This window comes from Nocardia sp. NPDC047038 (assembly GCF_040644075.1).
Taxonomy (GTDB): Bacteria; Actinomycetota; Actinomycetes; order Mycobacteriales; family Mycobacteriaceae; genus Nocardia; species Nocardia sichangensis.
The window spans coordinates 87,175-104,639 of record NZ_JBEYVQ010000011.1 but is presented as its reverse complement, the minus strand read 5'-3'; the positions used below and the strand labels follow the sequence as shown (position 1 = coordinate 104,639).

At 68.9% G+C, this 17,465-nt stretch carries 14 protein-coding genes; 7 read left to right on the top strand and 7 right to left on the bottom strand.

The window, feature by feature from the left end; translation table 11 throughout:
- The first annotated feature begins 33 nt into the window (after positions 1-33).
- Complete coding sequence (locus ABZ824_RS28895; protein ID WP_356966732.1) at positions 34-3,234, top strand: SMC family ATPase; 3,201 nt, start codon at positions 34-36, stop codon at positions 3,232-3,234.
- A gap of 531 nt (positions 3,235-3,765) precedes the next feature.
- Here ABZ824_RS28895 and ABZ824_RS28890 read toward each other — a convergent pair.
- From ABZ824_RS28890 to ABZ824_RS28875, 4 genes are all read right to left on the bottom strand, one after another.
- Positions 3,766-4,308: a methylated-DNA--[protein]-cysteine S-methyltransferase gene (locus ABZ824_RS28890; protein ID WP_356966731.1), complete on the bottom strand. Its 543-nt coding sequence runs from the start codon at positions 4,306-4,308 to the stop codon at positions 3,766-3,768.
- Entirely contained in the window at positions 4,305-5,936 is a 1,632-nt protein-coding gene (locus tag ABZ824_RS28885) for an Ada metal-binding domain-containing protein (RefSeq protein ID WP_356966729.1), read from the bottom strand. Before ABZ824_RS28885 ends, ABZ824_RS28890 begins: the two co-directional genes overlap by 4 nt.
- Before the next feature lie 163 nt (positions 5,937-6,099).
- Positions 6,100-6,270, bottom strand: a complete 171-nt coding sequence (locus ABZ824_RS28880; protein WP_355078664.1) for a YbdD/YjiX family protein — start codon at positions 6,268-6,270, stop codon at positions 6,100-6,102.
- Between the two features lie 86 nt (positions 6,271-6,356).
- Complete coding sequence (locus ABZ824_RS28875) at positions 6,357-8,615, bottom strand: carbon starvation CstA family protein (protein ID WP_356966727.1); 2,259 nt, start codon at positions 8,613-8,615, stop codon at positions 6,357-6,359.
- 203 nt (positions 8,616-8,818) lie between these two features.
- On the opposite strand from ABZ824_RS28875, the gene ABZ824_RS28870 reads away from it, so the two are divergent.
- The 3 genes from ABZ824_RS28870 to ABZ824_RS28860 all read left to right on the top strand — a co-directional run bounded on the left by ABZ824_RS28870 (position 8,819) and on the right by ABZ824_RS28860 (position 11,960).
- Positions 8,819-10,129, top strand: coding sequence for a sugar ABC transporter substrate-binding protein (locus ABZ824_RS28870; RefSeq protein ID WP_356966725.1), 1,311 nt, complete (start codon positions 8,819-8,821; stop codon positions 10,127-10,129).
- 50 nt (positions 10,130-10,179) lie between these two features.
- The gene (locus tag ABZ824_RS28865) at positions 10,180-11,055 is read left to right on the top strand and encodes a sugar ABC transporter permease (RefSeq protein ID WP_356966856.1); all 876 of its coding nucleotides are present in this window, start codon (positions 10,180-10,182) and stop codon (positions 11,053-11,055) included.
- Positions 11,056-11,135: 80 nt separating this feature from the next.
- Positions 11,136-11,960: a carbohydrate ABC transporter permease gene (locus ABZ824_RS28860; protein WP_356966854.1), complete on the top strand. Its 825-nt coding sequence runs from the start codon at positions 11,136-11,138 to the stop codon at positions 11,958-11,960.
- A gap of 429 nt (positions 11,961-12,389) precedes the next feature.
- On the opposite strand, the gene ABZ824_RS28855 is transcribed toward ABZ824_RS28860, so the two are convergent.
- The 3 genes from ABZ824_RS28855 to ABZ824_RS28845 are packed head-to-tail and all read right to left on the bottom strand — an operon-like array spanning position 12,390 to position 13,921.
- Positions 12,390-12,806 carry a VOC family protein gene (locus ABZ824_RS28855; protein WP_355078623.1) on the bottom strand — a complete coding sequence of 139 codons (417 nt, stop codon included), beginning with the start codon at positions 12,804-12,806 and terminating at the stop codon, positions 12,390-12,392.
- A gap of 10 nt (positions 12,807-12,816) precedes the next feature.
- Positions 12,817-13,653, bottom strand: coding sequence for a helix-turn-helix domain-containing protein (locus tag ABZ824_RS28850; RefSeq protein ID WP_356966723.1), 837 nt, complete (start codon positions 13,651-13,653; stop codon positions 12,817-12,819).
- Positions 13,654-13,657: 4 nt separating this feature from the next.
- Positions 13,658-13,921 (bottom strand): NAD(P)H-binding protein, encoded by a 264-nt coding sequence (locus tag ABZ824_RS28845; RefSeq protein WP_356966722.1) that lies wholly within the window; start codon positions 13,919-13,921, stop codon positions 13,658-13,660.
- Positions 13,922-14,064: 143 nt separating this feature from the next.
- Between ABZ824_RS28845 and ABZ824_RS28840 the strand changes: the two genes are divergently transcribed.
- The 3 genes from ABZ824_RS28840 to ABZ824_RS28830 all read left to right on the top strand — a co-directional run bounded on the left by ABZ824_RS28840 (position 14,065) and on the right by ABZ824_RS28830 (position 17,405).
- Positions 14,065-14,988 carry a zinc-binding dehydrogenase gene (locus ABZ824_RS28840; protein WP_356966720.1) on the top strand — a complete coding sequence of 308 codons (924 nt, stop codon included), beginning with the start codon at positions 14,065-14,067 and terminating at the stop codon, positions 14,986-14,988.
- Between the two features lie 106 nt (positions 14,989-15,094).
- On the top strand, positions 15,095-16,174 hold the full coding sequence (ychF, locus tag ABZ824_RS28835; protein WP_356966718.1) for a redox-regulated ATPase YchF: 1,080 nt from the start codon (positions 15,095-15,097) through the stop codon (positions 16,172-16,174).
- A gap of 268 nt (positions 16,175-16,442) precedes the next feature.
- Positions 16,443-17,405: an RNA polymerase subunit sigma-70 gene (locus tag ABZ824_RS28830; RefSeq protein ID WP_356966716.1), complete on the top strand. Its 963-nt coding sequence runs from the start codon at positions 16,443-16,445 to the stop codon at positions 17,403-17,405.
- Positions 17,406-17,465: the final 60 nt, after the last annotated feature.

Sequence of the window (17,465 nt, the reverse complement as noted above, 5' to 3'; positions counted from 1 at the left end):
CGCCCTGCCCAGGCCGGGCGTAGGCGCGGCGGCATGAGGCTGCACAAGCTGGAGATGACCGCCTTCGGCCCGTTCGCCGCCACCACGGTCGTCGACTTCGACGCGCTCGGCGCCGACGGGCTGTTCCTGCTGCACGGCCAGACCGGAGCGGGCAAGACCACGGTGCTGGACGCCATCGCGTTCGCGCTCTACGGCCGGGTGCCCGGTGCGCGCGGGGAGAGCAAGCGCCTGCATTCCGATCACGCACCGGAGCAGACACCACCGGAGGTGGTGCTGGAGGCGACGTTGGGCGGGCGGCGACTGCGTCTGACCAGAAGCCCCGAGTTCCAGCGTCCCAAGCGGGACGGCACGGGCATGCGCACGATCAATCCGAAGGCGACGCTGGCCTGGCTGGACGGCCGAGGCGAGAACCTCTCCCGGATACCGGATATCGGCGAGGAGGTGCTGCGCCTGCTCGGCATGAGCGCCGACCAGTTCTTCCAGGTGGTGCTGCTGCCCCAGGGCGACTTCGCCCGCTTCCTGCGCGCGGACAACGAAGATCGCGAGAAGCTGCTCGAAAAACTCTTCGACACGAAGCGTTTCGGCACCGCCGAGCAGTGGCTCGCCGACAAGCGTCGCGCCGCCGAAGCGGATCTGGATGCTCGTACCGACGGCATCAAGCGGCTGATCACGCAGGTGGGCATGGCCGCGGGGGTAGCGGATTCGGTCGGTACGGGCGAATGCGTCGGGTGGTCGCAGGATCTTTTGTCCACCGCGCGCGTCGACCTGGCCACGGCCGCGGCAGAAGTCGAACGCTGCCAGGCGGAATCGGCGCGCGTCCGGGAGCAGGCCGAACAGCAGCGTCGGCTGCGCGAATTGCGTCGCCGCATGAGCTCGGCACGCGCGCAACTGGACGACTACGTGGCGGGCGCGGATCGGCGCGCCGCACTGCAAGCCGAACTCGACCTCGCTCGCCGGGCCGCGCCGGTCGTCGCCGCCATCGACGAAGCGCGTACGGCGGTGCAAACCCAGCGCAGGCGCGAGGGCGAAAAGCGCACGGCGGCAGAGCGGCTCGCAGCCCGCCTGCTGGAACCGGAGAGCGCCGAACTCGGCGGCGCCGAACTGGTCGACGGCGACCGGGTACGCGATGACGCCGACATCGACGCGGCGGTCCAGCGCTGGAGCGCGCAGATCGGTGCGCTGGACGAAGTGCGCACCGACGCCGCCACCGCCACCCGGCTCGGTGGTGAACTCGACGCCCTTCGCACCGAGGACGCGACGCTGGCCCGGCGTGTCACCGAACTCGCCGCACGGCGCGAGGAGCTGCCCGCCGTGCTCACCGCGGCCGAGGCCAGGCTGCGCGAGGCCGCCGAAGCGGTCGCCGCCCTGCCTGGCATCACCGCGGAGACCGAACGGTTGCAGGCGGCCGCCACGGCCGCGGTCGAGCTGGCCGCCCGGCGCACCGCGCTCGATCACGCCCGCATCGAGTTCGATGCCGCCCGCGCCGCGCACCTCGACGCCAAAGAACTCGTGCTGGATCTGCGTGAGCGCAGGCTGAGCGGAATGGCCGCCGAACTGGCCGGCGAGCTGGTCGACGGAAGCCCCTGCGCGGTTTGCGGTTCCGCGCAGCATCCCGCACCCGCCCAGCCGACCGACACCGCGGTGTCCAAGGACGAGGAGGAAGCCGCGGTGGCGGCCGAGCGTGCCGCGGAGGACGTCCGCGATCGCGCGCTGGCTCGCATCACCGGCCTGGAACGCGAGATCGAAGCGCTGGTCGCTCGCGGCGGCGATACCGACCGCGTCGAACTCGCCGCGGCCCTGCGCGCCGCGACCGACCGCTACGAGGACACTTCGGAACTGGCCGCCAACGCCGACGGGCTGGAAGCCGAACTCACGCGCCTGCGCGGTGACGAGGCGCGCCTGCACGACGAGCTGCGCGCATCCGAGGCGCGCCGCAGCGCGGTCGCCGCCACCGTCGCCTCCGCCGAAAGGCGCCTCGGCGAGCTCACCGACCGGCTGCGGAGCGCGGCGGGCGCCGACCTGACCATCGACCGCCGCCGTGCCCGGCTCGCCGCTCTCGTCGCCGAGGCGACCGCCCTGCGCGACGCCCGCGCCGAAGCGGTGGCGGCGCGTGAGCAGGTGTCCCTGATCGCCGATCGGGTCGAAAATCTCGCCGGCGTCGCGGGTTTCGTGCAGGAAGGCGAGTATGGCGGTTCGTCGTCGGCTCCGGGCTCCGCGTCGGTCACTACTGAAGGCTCGGCTCTGTCCGGCGGTCCGGCTCAGCTCCCGGAATCCGCCGAGATGGCCGCTTCGGACTCCGTCGGCGCCGAGGAACCGGCGCTTGTCGGCACTCGAACTCGCGACACGATGGGAGACGATGTCGCGCGCTTGACCGCCTACGCGAAAGTCGTCAACGCCGCGTCGCGTGACTCTCGGCGGCAGGCCGAGATCGAAGCGGAACTCGTGGCCGCCGACCGTGCCCGTGCCGCGGCGGAAGCGGTGCTGGCGGAACCGGAGATCCGAGCGGCGTCGGAGCAGGAGCCCGGCGACCCCGCCGAACTCGACGCGCTGGTGACGGCCGCGCAGACCGCGCTCAACGCCGCTGTGGCCGCCCATGCCGAGGCGAGCAGGCGAGCGAGTCAGCTCGAGGAGCTCGGCGGCCAACTCTGGGCCGCTGTGGATCGGATCGCCCCGGCACAACGAGCGTTCGAGGAACTCGACGGTCTCGCCGACCTGGTCGCCGGGCGCGGTGCGAACAACCGCCGCATGTCCCTGCACTCCTACGTCCTGGCCGCACGCTTGGAGGAAGTCGCGCAGGCGGGCTCGCTGCGGCTACGCAGAATGTCCGGCGGCCGTTACGAATTCGTCCACTCGGACAAGGCAGGCCCGCGTGGTCGCCGAGGCGGCCTCGGCCTGGACATCCGTGACGACTACACCGGAGCCATCCGCCCGGCCAAGACGCTGTCCGGTGGCGAAACCTTCATGGCCTCGCTCTCGCTGGCGCTCGGCCTGGCCGACACCGTCGCCGCCGAATCCGGTGGCCTCGTGCTGGACACGCTGTTCATCGATGAGGGATTCGGCGGCCTGGACGCCGACACCCTGGACGCCGTGATGGGCGTGCTGGACGAACTCCGCGCGGGCGGACGCGTGGTCGGCGTGGTCAGCCACGTGGACGAGATGCGCCAGCGCATCCCCAGCCGCCTGCACGTCGTACGCGGCCGCGACGGCTCCCGTCTCCAGGCGACGATCGCCTGAGCGCGGACTCCGGCTGCTCGGCGGTTCCGGCTGCTCGGCGGTTGAGCCCTGCAGGCGGTGGGTGTACCCGGCCGTGGCGACACGCTGCCGACGGCTTACCGGCCGCTGCGTACCGGACGTGAACATATCGGCTGCACTGCCGAGCGGCCTGTCCGGACGCAGCGCATCACGTCCTCACCCGCGAGAGCCGGCCCGTAGGCAGCGGAGCGTGGGCGTGTTCGCCTCGCAACCGCCCAAACGACGTGCACGCTTCCGGCTGGAAATCAGCCGCGAGAGTGGGCCACGGCGACCGTAGGCGTCCGCGCGACCTACCCGGATGAGCGGCACCGTGCAGGCCGCGCGGGGGCACGCTGAGCTGCCCGGGCGCACCCTTGACTGAGCGTCGAGGACTGACGGTCGGCGATCAGCACGTTACTGCCTCGCCGAACGACAGGCTTTTGCCGTCTTGGGCTAGCACGCCGACGTGACGCACGCCGTTGCTGTAGGTCCTCCTGCTCGTGGCCGATGCCCTGCGCGGCGAGTCGCGAGACGTCAGCCCTCGTGGTCGAGCAGCCACCGTTTCACCGGCAATCCCCAGCGGAAGCCGCCGAGTGCGCCGCCGATGCGGAGGATCCGATGACAGGGCACGAAGAGGGCGGCGGCGTTGCGGGCGCAGGCGTTGGCCGCGGCGCGCGTGGCGTCGGGGCGGCCGGCGCGGGCGGCGAATTCGGTGTAGGTGAGTGGGCTCCCCGCCGGGACGGCGCGGAGCACTTCCCAGGCGTGCACGAGGAATTCCCCGGACTGCTGGCGAACGGGAATCGGGTCGATCGCGGTGAGATCGCCTTCGTGATAGGCGGTTACGGCACCGGTCACCTCGCCCAGCGAATCCCGCTGCCGCAGTCGGCCGGGCCGCAAGGCGGGGTGGATCAGGCCGCGCAGGTTTTCCGCGTCGGAGGTCCAACCGGAGGCCAGCACCGCGCCGTCGGGGTCGACGAGCGTGGTGAACGGGCCGAGCGGTGTCTCCGTGAGGGCGAAATCCGCTGTGACGGTGCGGGTGCTACCGACGTCGGTGCGGACGGCGAAGCTGGCGTTCATGATTCGACACTGCCTTTCGTAGTGGCGAGCGCGGGGACGACGGAAGGTGTGGCGCGGCTGGTCAGTGCCGTTTTCCACAGGTGCATGGACAAGTACGACCGCCACGGCACCCAGCGTGCGGTGTCCGTCAGATCGATGCCGAGCAGGCTCGCGCCGCGGCGGACGACCAAGTCGGTGCCGAGCAGGACGTCCGGATCGGCGAGCAGGCGCATGGTCACGTAATCGGCCGTCCACGGCCCGACACCGTCCAGCGCGAGCAGGTCGCGGCGCAGGTCGGCGGCGGTGCGCCCTTGGTGCAGCGCCAGCTCCCCGGAGGCGAGCGCCTCGGCGGCCGCGGTGATGGATCGGATGCGCCGCGCCGGTCCGGTCAAAATATCGGCGCCGCGTTCGGCGATCACCTCCGGCGTCGGGAACAGCAGCGGGATCGGCCCGTCCACCCGTTCTCCGAGTGCCTCGACCAGTCGGGCGGTGTGCGTGGCGGCGGCGGCCACCGAGATCTGCTGCCCGATCATGGTGCGCAGCAATAGTTCTGCGCCGTCGACGCACCCGGGCACACGGATGCCGGGGGTGAACGACGGGCGACCGACGTCGACCGGGTCGATCTCGGTCAGCGCTTCGCTCTCCGGCGGTGACCCCGCCCCCGCGTCCGGCAGATATTCGGCGGCCTGCTCAGGCGGCCGTTTCGGGGAGCCGCCGTGCGCCGTGGGCCCGACACCGAGCGCTTCATCGATGCCGACCGGGTCGGCGTCCAGGTCGAGCAGGTGCCGCAGCCTGGTCACCGTCGGCGCGAGATCGCGCATGTCGTGCAGGGACAAATCCGCGCGCACATGGTCGCGCTGGAAGCTCAGCCGCGCGGTGGCGTGCCCGTGTGGCGTGCGCAGGTTCCTGGTGTAGGCGCGGTCCTCCCACAATTCCATGCCCGGCACCACGTGCGCGGACAGGAACCATTCCAGCCAGGCCCGGTCGAGCGGTTCCCGGTAGGGCAGCCGCAGCGTGAGCGAGCCGCTGCCGGACGGCGCGGGACGCGCGGGGGTTCCGGTTCTCGCGCGCTGCGCTTCGAGCCGCATGGTGGTGGGGCTGACCGCGAACACCTCGCGCACCGTGTCGTTGAACTGGCGGATCGAGGCGAAACCCGCCGCGAACGCGATGTCGGACATGGGCATCGCGGTGGTCTGGATCAGCAGCCGCGCCGTGTGCGCGCGGTGCGCCCTGGCCAGCGCCAGCGGCCCCGCGCCCAGTTCGGTGGTCAGTACCCGGGTGAGCTGCCGCTGGGAATAGCCGAGCGTGGCGGCCAGCCCCGGTACCCCGGCCCGCTCGACCACGCCGTCTCCGATCAGCCGCATCGCCCGCGCGGCCAGATCCGCCCTTGTGTTCCACAGCGGCGAGCCGGGCGCCGCGTCCGGCAGGCAGCGGCGGCAGGCGCGGTAACCCGCCTGCTGCGCCGCGGCGGCGGTCGGCAGGAACGACACGTTGGCCCGCTTCGGCGTGATCGCCGGACAAGAAGGACGGCAATAGATTCCGGTGGTTCGCACCGCGGTGAAGAATTGCCCGTCGAATCGCGAGTCTCGGGTCGACACCGCCCGGTAGCAACGTTCGAAATCCAATGCCGTGATCGTCACGCACACCACAATGGCAGCTGCGGCGAACCCGTGCTAGCGGGAATCGGCCACCATCGCTGGGGGTAGCCGCGACCTCGCACGACGACCATGAGATCGCACAGCCGTTGCCGGGTCAACAGTTGTGGCAACTACCGAATCGGCATGTGGTGACGCGCGCCGAAAATCTTTTCGGTCAGCAGCACCGGTTGGCCGGATTGCGATCGGCCTCGGCATGCCGCTGCCGCCAGTACTCCCGCTCGGTCGGGATGGCGCAGCCGGGATGGCTGCGCCGCAGGTGCTCCACGTAACGCTGGTAGTCCTGCCCACCCAGGATCGAGTCGAACCACCAGACGCCCGCTCGGATGCCGTCGCCGCAGGCGCGGGCCGCGGCGCGCAGCCGGGCGCCGACCGGTCGCGCGGACCGATCGGCGCCCTGCTTCGCGGAGTCGCTCATTGCGCGTGTACGTGTGCCGCGCCGGAGGCGCGCGCCTTCCCGGTCGCGATCAACTCGTCCCACTCCTTCTGGACTTCCTTCTCCGCCGCGGTGGCGAGGAATCCGCTGGGCGCGAAGATCTTCGACGGCTGTTCGGGCGTCTCGGTGGTCGTCGTCTCCCCGGAGCGCCAGGCGCGGAAGGCCACCAGCGCGCCCACCACCGCCACGATCAGTACCAGCACAGCGAAGATGATCGACAAAGTGCCCTGGATGAAGGTGTTGCGCACGATCGCGTTCATGTCGTCCTGGGTCTTCGCCGTCAGGCACAGCTTCCCGGCGTCCTGCGCCGCTCGGCAGATGCTGTGCTGCTTCCAGTAACCGAGCTTCGGATCGGCGGAGAAGATCTTCTGCCACGACGCCGTCATCGTCACCAAGAGGTCCCAGACCAGTGGAATCGCCGGAATCCAGGCCCATTTCGTGAGGCCCTTCTTCACCACGATCACCAGCACGACGGTCAACGCGATGGCGGCCAGCAACTGATTGGCGATGCCGAACAGCGGGAACAGCGTGTTGATGCCGCCGAGCGGATCGGTCACACCCATCAGCAGGATCGAGCCCCACGCGCCGACCACGACGGCCGAGCACAGCCACGCGCCCACCCGCCAGGACGGATCACGGAACTTCTTCGCCACACCGCCGAAGTTGCCCAGCGCGTCGGAGAGCATGAACCGGGCCACCCGGGTGCCCGCGTCGATCGTGGTCAGGATGAACAGCGCCTCGAACATGATCGCGAAGTGGTACCAGAACGACTTCATGCTCGCGCCGCCCAGGAATTGGTGGAACACCTCGGAGATGCCGACCGCCAGCGTCGGCGCGCCGCCCGTGCGGGAGATGATCGATGATTCGCCGACATCGCTCGCGGCCTGGCTCAGCTCGGCCGGAGTGATCGCCGGACCGCTGAGCCCGAGGCTGTTGGTGTAGGCCGCGGCCTTCTCCGCGGTGCCACCGGTGAGACCGAGCGGCGCGTTCATCGCGAAGTACAGGTGCTGATCGATGATCGAGGCGGTGATGATCGCCATGACCGCGACGAACGACTCCATCAGCATGCCGCCGTAGCCGATCATCCGCGCGTGCGATTCCTTCTCCAGCAGTTTCGGCGTGGTGCCGGAGGAAACGAGCGCATGGAAGCCGCTCAGCGCGCCGCAGGCGATGGTGATGAACAGGAACGGGAACAGCGAACCCGCGAAAGCCGGTCCGGTACCGCTGGACGCGAACGACGAGACGGCGGGGGCGTGCAGCACCGGCAGCGTGACCAGGATGCCGACCGCGAGCAACACGATGGTGCCCACCTTCATGAACGTCGACAGGTAGTCGCGCGGGGCGAGCAGCAGCCACACCGGGAGCACCGAGGCGACGAAACCGTAGGCGATCAGCAGCCAGGAGATGGTCACCGGCGAGAGCGTGAACCAGTCCGCGCCCCAGTCGGTTTCCGACACCCAACCGCCGCCGACGATGGCCAGCAGCAACATGGCGAACCCGATCACGGAGACCTCGCCGACCTTGCCCGGCCGGAGGAACCGCAGGTACACACCCATGAACAGTGCGATCGGAATGGTCATGCCGATCGAGAACACGCCCCACGGGCTGTGCGCGAGCGCGTTGACCACCACCAGCGCGAGCACCGCCAGCAGGATCATCATGATCACCAGCACGCCCACGATGGCCGACCAGCCGCCGATCGCGCCCAGCTCGTCGCGCGCCATCTGCCCCAGGCTGCGCCCGCGCCGCTTCATCGAGACCCACAGCACCAGGTAGTCCTGCACCGCGCCGGCCAGCACCACGCCGACCACGATCCAGATGGTCCCCGGCAGGTAGCCCATCTGCGCGGCCAGCACCGGACCGACCAGCGGCCCCGCGCCCGCGATGGCGGCGAAGTGGTGCCCGTAGAGCACCCGCCGGTCCATCGGCATGTAGTCCTTGCCGTTCTCCAGGATTTCGGCGGGTGTGGCCAGGTCGTCGCGTGGTTTGACGATCTTGCGTTCGATGAACCTGGCGTAGAACCGGTACGCGATGATGTAGGTGCACACCGCCGCGATCACGATCCACACCGCGTTCACCGATTCGCCGCGTGAGATGGCGAGCACCGCCCACGCTATGGCGCCGAGTGCGGCGATCCCCGCGAAGATCAATTTCTTGGCCGGTGTGATCGGGGACTTGTCGACCACGCCGACGGGCGGCAGATCGGGATCGGTCCGCAGATATTCGATTGTCGCCATCTGCCTACTCTCCTGTAAAACGCGCAGGATCTTGCTCAAACACGTGACAACGTAACCGATCGATGATCGCCGTCGTGCCGATTCCGGACGTCGGACGCGCACCGTGAAATATTGTTCATGTGTCGGCCGTCACCATGTGATTGCCGAACGTATGCTGCCATGCCGTTCGAGAAGCTCCACATCCGCCCTGGAGGAGGGCTGTGTTGCGTGCGAATCCCGTCGCCAGGGTCCGTCGCCGGACGCTGCTCGGGTCGGCGCTGGCCGCGCCACTACTGGCGAGCGGCGGCTGCGGCTCCGACGACGACGCGTTGACCTTCTTCTTCCAGGCCAGGCCGGAAGAGGCCAGGGTCCGGCTGACGATCATCGACGAGTTCCGGAAGCTGCATCCCGACATCAGGATTCGCACCATCATGTCGGGTCCGGACCCGCTCCAGCAGATGCTCACCTACTGCGCGGGCGGGAAATGCCCGGACGTGCTGATGGCGTGGGAGCTGACCTACGCGGGGCTGGCCGAGCGCGGGGTACTGCTGGATCTGAACACCCTGCTCGACCGCGATCCGCGGTACGCCGCCCAGCTGCGCGCCGACAGCTATCCGGCGCTGTACGACACCTTCACCTACGCGGGCGGGCAGTACGCCCTGCCCGAACAGTGGTCCGGCGTCTTCCTGTACTACAACCGGGAGCTGTTCGACGGAACCGGGATCACTCCGCCCGCGCGCTGGCGCGACGCCTGGTCTTTCGACGAGTTCCTGGCTGCTGCCGAGGCGTTGACCAGGCATGACTCGTCTCGCACCCGGTGGGGGTTCGCCGACGCCTGGGTGCCGTACTTCTCGGCGGCCTGCTTCGGCATGAACAACGGCGCCGAATGGTTCTCGCCCTCGGTGCGTCCGACCAGGACCAACCTCGGCGATCCGCGGTTCGCCGAAGGATTCCAGTTCTACGCCGACCTCGCCGTACGCCACCGCGTGGCGCCGAAAGCCGCCGACACGCTTTCCGTCTCGGCCCCGGACCTGTTCCGGCGCGGCCGGGCCGCGATGGCGCTGGGCGGGCATTGGCTGTATTCCGAATTCGCCGGACACGACGATCTCCCGATCGACATCACGGTGCTGCCGGTGGGCCCGCACGGCGGTCCCGGCGCGATCACCGACGTCGGCAGCACGGGCCTGGCCATCGCCGCGGGCAGCCCGCGTGTCGAACAGGCCTGGGAATTCGTCAAATTCGCTACCGGACCGGTGGGTCAGGAGATCATCGCCGCGTCCGGGCTGTTCGTCCCCGTGCTCCAGTCGGCGATGAACTCACCGGGGTTCGCCGCCGCGCACCGGGAGATCCGCAATCTCGAGGTGTTCACCGCCGGTCCGGCCAATTCCCGCCCGCTGCCGATCACCTCCGCTTGGGGGAAGGTGTCCGCCCTGCTCGAACGCGGCTCCAACCGAGTGCTGCGCGGCGCCGCCACCGCCGCCTCGTTGGACGGCCGTTTCGCCTCCGACGTCGACGCGCTGCTGGAGACGCCATGATGGCAGCGCGGCGATCGCAAACATCGGGCAAAACGGGGGTCGCCTCCCGATTGGCGCGGCGGCGCGAGCGGGCCGGTTGGGCATTCGTCGCGCCCAACGTGGCGGCCGTCGCGGTTTTCTTGTTGTTCCCGTTGGGTTTTTCGCTCTATCTGAGTTTTCATTCGTGGGACCTGTTCAGCCCCATGCGATTTGTCGGTGTGGACAACTATCGGCGGCTGTTCACCTCGGACCCGTTGTTTCTCATCGCATTACGCAACACGGCCGTTTTCACGCTGCTGACCTTGGTGCCCACGGTGCTGATCGGACTCGCCGTCGCCGCCGCGCTGAATCGAAAATTGGCCGGCATAGGCCTATTTCGCACCATCGCTTTTCTGCCGTTGGTCGCCTCGGCGGTCGCCATGGCCGTGGTGTGGCGGTTCCTGTTCACCGACGACGGGCTGCTCAACGTCGCGCTCGGCTGGATCGGCATCGACGCGGTGCCCTGGCTGACCGACCCCGACTGGGCGCTGGTCTCGCTCAGCATCGTCACCGTGTGGAAGAGCGTGCCGTTCGCGACGGTCATCCTGCTCGCCGCCATGCAAGGCGTACCGGAGACGCTCTACGAGGCCGCCGAGATCGACGGAGCCGGGGCGCTGCGGCGATTCTTCGCGATCACCGTGCCACTGATCCGGGGGCCGCTGTCGTTCGTCTTCATCATCACGATCATCAATTCGGTGCAGGCGTTCGACCAGGCATACGCGCTGACCGGCGGCAACGGGGGGCCGGAGACGGGTACGTACCTGCTGGGGATCATGCTGTTCCAGAACGCGTTCGGCTTCTACGAGGTCGGGTACGCCTCCGCGCTCGCCTGGGTGATCTTCGCGATCCTGTTCCTGTTGACACTGGTGCAACTGCGGATGGCCCGGCGGTCGGAGGTGGAACGGTGAACACCTACGAGGCGGTGCGGCGCGCGCTGCCGGTTCGACGCGACCGCGCGTTCGTCGCGCTCGGCCGGGTCGACCGGGCTATCGTGCGGCGAGTGGTGCGCGGAACCGCGATATACGCGGTGCTGGTCGGCATCGCGTGGTGCGCGCTGCTGCCGATCCTGTGGGCGGTGTCGGGCTCGCTGAAACGGGACGGCGAGATCGCCGATGCGGCGTTCCTTCCGCAGCGGCCGCAGTGGTCGAACTACGGGAAGGTCTTCGATCTGCTGCCGATGGGGCGGATGCTGCTCAACACCACCATCTACGCGTTGTGCGTCACGGCGGGGCAGGTCTTCTTCTGCTCGTTGGCCGGTTATGCCTTCGCGCGTCTGCGTTTTCGTGGGCGCGACATGCTGTTCCTGGCCTACCTCGCGACGCTGATGGTGCCGTTGACCGTGACGGTGATCCCGCAGTTCCTGCTGATGCGGGCGTTCGGCTGGGTGGACACCCCGTGGGCGATGATCGTGCCGGGCCTGTTCGGCAGTGCGTTCGGCACGTATCTGATGCGGCAGTTCTTCCGCACGCTGCCCGAGGAACTCGAGGAGGCCGCCATCCTCGACGGCTGTTCCACCTGGCAGGTGTACTGGCGGGTGCTGCTGCCGCACACCCGTCCGGCCCTTATGGTGCTCGCCGTGCTCACCTGGATCACCGTGTGGAACGACTTCCTCTGGCCGCTGGTCATGATCCAGCGCGACGACGTCGCCACCGCGACACTGGGACTGGTCCGGCTGCAAGGCCAGTACTACACCCAGTGGCCCATCCTCATGGCCGCCGCGGTCGTCATCTTGCTCCCACTGCTGCTCATCTACGCGATAGCCCAGCGCGCGTTCATCCGCGGCATCGCGATGTCGGGCTTCGGCGGGCGCTGAGCGGGTGTGCTCGGTCCGCGTGATTCGCGCCTTTCTGGTCGCCGGTGCTATTTGGTGACGGCCCCGCGCGTTGGTGGGGATATCGCGTTGCCGGGCTCGTGCCGACTGACTTTTTCGGATTCCCCGGTCTCGGGTGGGAGACGGATTCGCTTACCTGCTCAGGTTCTCGGTGAGCGCCCAGCGCGCTCGTCCGCGCCCTCGCGATTCTCGTCGCTGTCTGGTGTTCATACGGTCTGGACGTGGCGGGCGAACGAACGATCCTCATCGGTGCGGTGCGGTGCGGTGCGGTGCGGTGCGGTGCGGTGCGGTGCGGTGCGGTGCGGTGCGGTGCGGTGCGGTGCGGTGCGGTGCGGTGCGGTGCCGCGGCCGGGCGAAAGTCGTCGCCGGGCCGCGGCTGCGCTCTGCGAGGAGGCTTCGTCCTCAGGCCGATCAAGCGCCCCAGTAGGTGCCGAAGCTCCAGAGATTGCCTTCCGGGTCGCGGACCGTGAAGCCGCGTGAGCCGTAGTCCTCGTCGCGCAGGCCACGGACCACTTCGGCGCCCGCGGCGGTGGCGCGGGCGAACAGCGCGTCGGGCTCCTCGCAGACGAGATAGACCGAGTTGGTGCCGGTCGGGCGGGTGCTGAACGGGCTGTCGTCCTTACCTGCCGAGCCGAACATGACACCGCCGCCCAGCGGCCAGCGCAGTTCAGCGTGCTCGACGATCGATGGGTCGTCCTCGCGGGCGTAGAGCGCGGCCTCCCGGAAGCCGAACGCCTCGATCAGGAAGGCGGCCATCGCGCGGGCGTCGCGGAAAACGAGCGTGGGCCAGACGGCGGTGCGGGTGCTGACTTCTGTCGGATTCGTCATGCCTTCATCGTCATCCGGCGGACTCGTCCGGGGCTTGGACAGATGGAATCTCCTCGGCCAGCCACGCGGTCGGGCTGGTTCCGGCGAGGTCGGCGAAGTCCCGATCCAGATGAGCCTGGTCGTAATACCCGCACGTGGCGGCCACCTGGGCGATGGTGACGTAGGAGGGCGTGTGCGCCAGCATCCGGCGCGCCCGTTCGAAACGCGTGATCCGGGCCGCGAGTTTCGGGCTCAGGCCGAACTCGCGATTGAACCGGCGCGTCAGATGCTGTCTGGTCCACCCGACCTCCGCGGCGAGCGAGCCGACCGCGATTCCGCCGCCGGAACCGACCACCGCACGCCACGCCCAGGTGAGTTCGGGACCGACCGCACGGACCGGATCGGCCAGCGCCGAGAGCACCCGATCGCAGACACCGAAACGCTCCGGCCAGCTCGGCGCATACTGCAATCGCTCCCACAGCTCCGATCCGACAGGTCCGACGACGTCGGCGAATTCGACCGACGTGTCCCACAGCGCCGCCGCGGGCATGCCGAACAAGGTGCGGCAACCCAGCGGCGTGAGTGACACGGCCACACCTTCCTGACGACCGTCGTGCGCGATCAGCGCCGTGCTCGCTTGCAGGCCGCTCAGCACACACCGATAGTTCTGGGGCGACTGCCGTGGATCCGTCTGCTCGACGACGTCGATCGTGGGCCCGATCGCGACGATGAAAGTCATGTGCCGCGACGGCAACCCACGATGCATCCCCGCCGCGAACCCGGACATGCGATAACCGACGTACCGGTCGATGAACGAGGCGAGCGTGGGTGCCGGACGCGCCGTCACCACCTCGGAGGTCGGCTCCATGCGGTCACGCTACGCCGGGGGACCGACAGGAGTGCCTCGAGAGCTGAGGTGCGCGGACGATCGTCCAGTCCAGCGCCGAATCACGGACGACGTGCTCCGCCGCGGACATGCCGGCCAGGCTGTGCCGCAACAGCGGGCACAGGATCAGCGGCTTCACCACGAAGCGGGGGAACCGATCGTCGCCGGGTGCGGCGACTCCGGCGCTGTTGCTGACGATGACCATCCGCGCGAGGTCCGCCATAGCCATCGCCTCGACGATGGACCGCACGGCATCGCCGCGGACCCAACGCTCCGGCTGCTCTCCGCCGGTCTCGACCAGCGGTGAGATGTACCACTACAGCGTGTAGTGGACTGTGATCACCACCCGCGATCCGGTTACCGTTGCGCCTCCTGACGATTTCTGGAGGTGTGATGCGGCGGGTGCAGTACGAGCGCAGCGGTGGTCCCGAGGTGCTCGAGCTCGTCTCGGTCGAAGTCCCGACACCAGGGCCGGGTGAGCTTCTGGTCCGTGTCGAGGCGGTCGGGGTGACCCTGCCGGTGGTGCGGAAGGTGCGTGAGCAGCGCGAACCGATCGCGTTGGGCGGCGAGATCGCGGGCGAGGTGGTCGCGGTGGGCGAGGGCGTCGACCGATACGCGCCCGGCTACCGCGTGACCGGTCTCGTGTTCGGACACGGCTACGCCGACTACGCCCTGCTCTCGGCGGCCATGGCGTCGCCGATTCCGGACGGTGCGTCGGCGGTGGACGCGGTCGCGCTGGTGCGCAGCGGCCTGGTGGCGCTCGGTGCGCTCAGCGCCGCATCGCCAAGGGAAGGGGAGTCCGCCCTGATCACCGCCGCCGCGAGCGGCGTCGGCCACCTCGCGGTCCAGTTGGCGCGGGTCCGTGGCGCGGCGCGGGTGGTCGGCGCGGTGTCGGATCTCGCGAAGTCGGAGTTCGTGCGGGAACTCGGAGCCGACGAGGTGGTCGAATACGGCCAGGAATCCTGGGGCGCCCCCGTCGACTACATGCTCGACGCCGTCGGCGGCGACTTGCTCTCGCCCGCCCTCGCCGCGCTGGCCCCCGGCGGCCGTTTGGTCGCCTACAGTTCCGGCGGCGGCGTCATCCAGGCCTACGACCTGCTCGTCGGCGCGAAATCCGTGATCGGCTTCCAGATGGCCCGCATAGCGCGAACCCAACCGGACACCTACGACCACTGGCGCCAGGAACTCTGGCAGTACTTCGCCTCCGGCCAACTACGCCCCGCCGTACACGCCGAGTATCCCCTCGAAGAAGCCGCCACCGCCCACGCCGTCATCGAAGCCCACGCCAACCTCGGCAAAGTCGTCCTCATCCCCTGAGACGGCCGCGAGTGGCACATGGCTGCGGCAAACCGCGAGAAGCCGTCTCCACCATGTGCCACTCGCGGGGGAGTCGGGTTGGGGTGCCGCGTAGACTCTGTTCCTCGTGAGTCTCACCTTGGGAATTGTCGGTCTGCCGAACGTCGGGAAGTCGACGCTGTTCAATGCGTTGACGAAGAATGACGTGCTCGCCGCGAACTACCCATTCGCGACCATCGAGCCGAACGTCGGCGTGGTTCCGCTGCCCGATCCGAGGCTGAACAAGCTGGCCGAGATCTTCTCCTCCGAGCGGATCGTGCCCGCCACCGTGTCGTTCGTCGACATCGCAGGCATCGTGAAGGGCGCTTCCGAGGGCGCGGGCCTGGGTAACAAATTCCTCGCCAACATCCGTGAGGCCGACGCCATCTGCCAAGTGGTGCGGGTGTTCGCCGACGACGACGTGGTGCACGTCGACGGCCGCGTCGACCCGGGCGCCGACATCGAGGTGATCGAGACCGAGCTCATCCTGGCTGACCTGCAGACCCTGGAGAAGGCGGTCGTGCGCCTGGAGAAGGAAGCCAAGGTCAAGAAGGACCGCAAGCCGGTCGCCGACGCCGCCAAGGCCGCGCAGGAGATCCTCAACGGCGGCACCACCCTGTTCGCCGCGGCCGGCAAGGTGGACACCGAGCTGCTGAAAGAGCTCTCGCTGCTCACCACCAAGCCCTTCCTCTACGTCTTCAACGCCGACGAGTCGGTGCTCACCGACGAGGCGAAGGTCGCCGAGCTGAAAGCCTCCGTCGCCCCCGCCGACGCCGTCTTCCTCGACGCCAAGGTGGAAGCCGAACTGCTCGAACTCGACGAGGAATCCGCCATCGAACTCCTCGAATCCATCGGCCAGACCGAACCCGGCCTGCACGCCCTTGCCCGCGCCGGCTTCCACACCCTCGGCCTGCAGACCTACCTCACCGCAGGGCCGAAAGAAGCCCGCGCCTGGACCATCCACCAGGGCGACACCGCCCCGAAGGCCGCAGGCGTCATCCACACCGACTTCGAACGCGGCTTCATCAAGGCCGAAGTCGTCGCCTACGCCGACCTCGTCGATGCAGGCTCCATGGCCGCCGCCAAAGCAGCGGGCAAGGTCCGCATGGAAGGCAAGGACTACGTCATGACCGACGGCGACGTGGTCGAGTTCCGCTTCAACGTCTGAGGCGCTGCGAAGAAGTAGGGTAGCGCGCACATCGTTGCTAGTAGAGACTCTGCTGGGCCCCCGTCCGGTATCTCGGGTGGGGGCCCAGCCGTACGGCCGGGCTGCGCGCCGGTCGGTTCGATCAGCGCGGTATGCGGCTGAAGCGCATGGCCGAGAGGTCGGCCATGTACGGGCTGTTGACGACCCGCGTGGTGGTCGACCCTTCCGCAGCGGATGACCACCGCAGTCGCCGATCTGGTGCTCGCGACGGTCGTGGAGATGAGGCGTGATGACGAGGGAAGAAGGCTTCGATCGTCGGATCGAACCGTTCCGAACGGAGCTGCTGGCGTACTGCTACCGGATGCTGGGCTCGGCGCACGACGCTGAGGACCTGGTCCAAGACACGTATTTGCGGGCGTGGCGGGCGCGGGAGCAGTACGACGAAACGCGCAGCTCACCGCGCACCTGGCTCTACCGGATCGCGACCAATGTCTGCCTGACCGCGCTGCAGACTCGCGGCGGCCGACCGCTGCCATCGGGACTGGTGGCCGCGGCGGATCCGCTCGGGCCGTTCGTGCGGGGAGAGCACGCCGCCTGGCTGCAGCCCTTACCGGATTCGTTGCTGGACAACGCCGATCCGTCCGCGACCGTGATCGATCACAGCAGCCTGCGCTTGGCATTCGCTTCCGCCCTGCAGCACCTGTCGGCGCGTCAGCGCGGTGCGCTGATCCTGCGTGAGGTGCTCAGCTTCTCCGCGGCCGAGACGGCGGAAATTCTCGGCACCACCGTCGTATCGGTGAACAGCTCCCTGCAGCGGGCGCGCACCCGCCTGAAAGAGATCGGGGTCGGGTTGGAACGGGTCCGCGAACCGTCCACGACCGAGCAGCGCGCCTGGGTCGAGCGCTACATGACGGCGTTCGCGCACGCCGACATCGAGGGCCTCAAGCGTCTGCTCACCGAGGACGTGATCATGGAGATGCCGCCGATGCTCAACTGGTTCTCCGGCCGCGGCAACTACGGCCTGTTCATGGAATGGGTCTTCGAGGCAGCCGGGAAGGACTGGGTTCTCCAGCAAGTCGCCGCCAACGGCGGCCAACCCGGATTCGCCGCCTATCAGCGCGTCGGTGGCCGGTACGAACTGCACACGCTCCAGATCTTCACAGTCACCCCCGAGGGCATCAGCCGGAATTCGGTGTTCCAGGATCCCGAGATTTTCGCGGCTTTCGGCCTGGCGGCCCGACTCGACGCCTAGACCCGAGAGTTTCCTTCCAGCGGCGCGATGAGTTCGGATGCCGCCGCCGGTATGTATTCC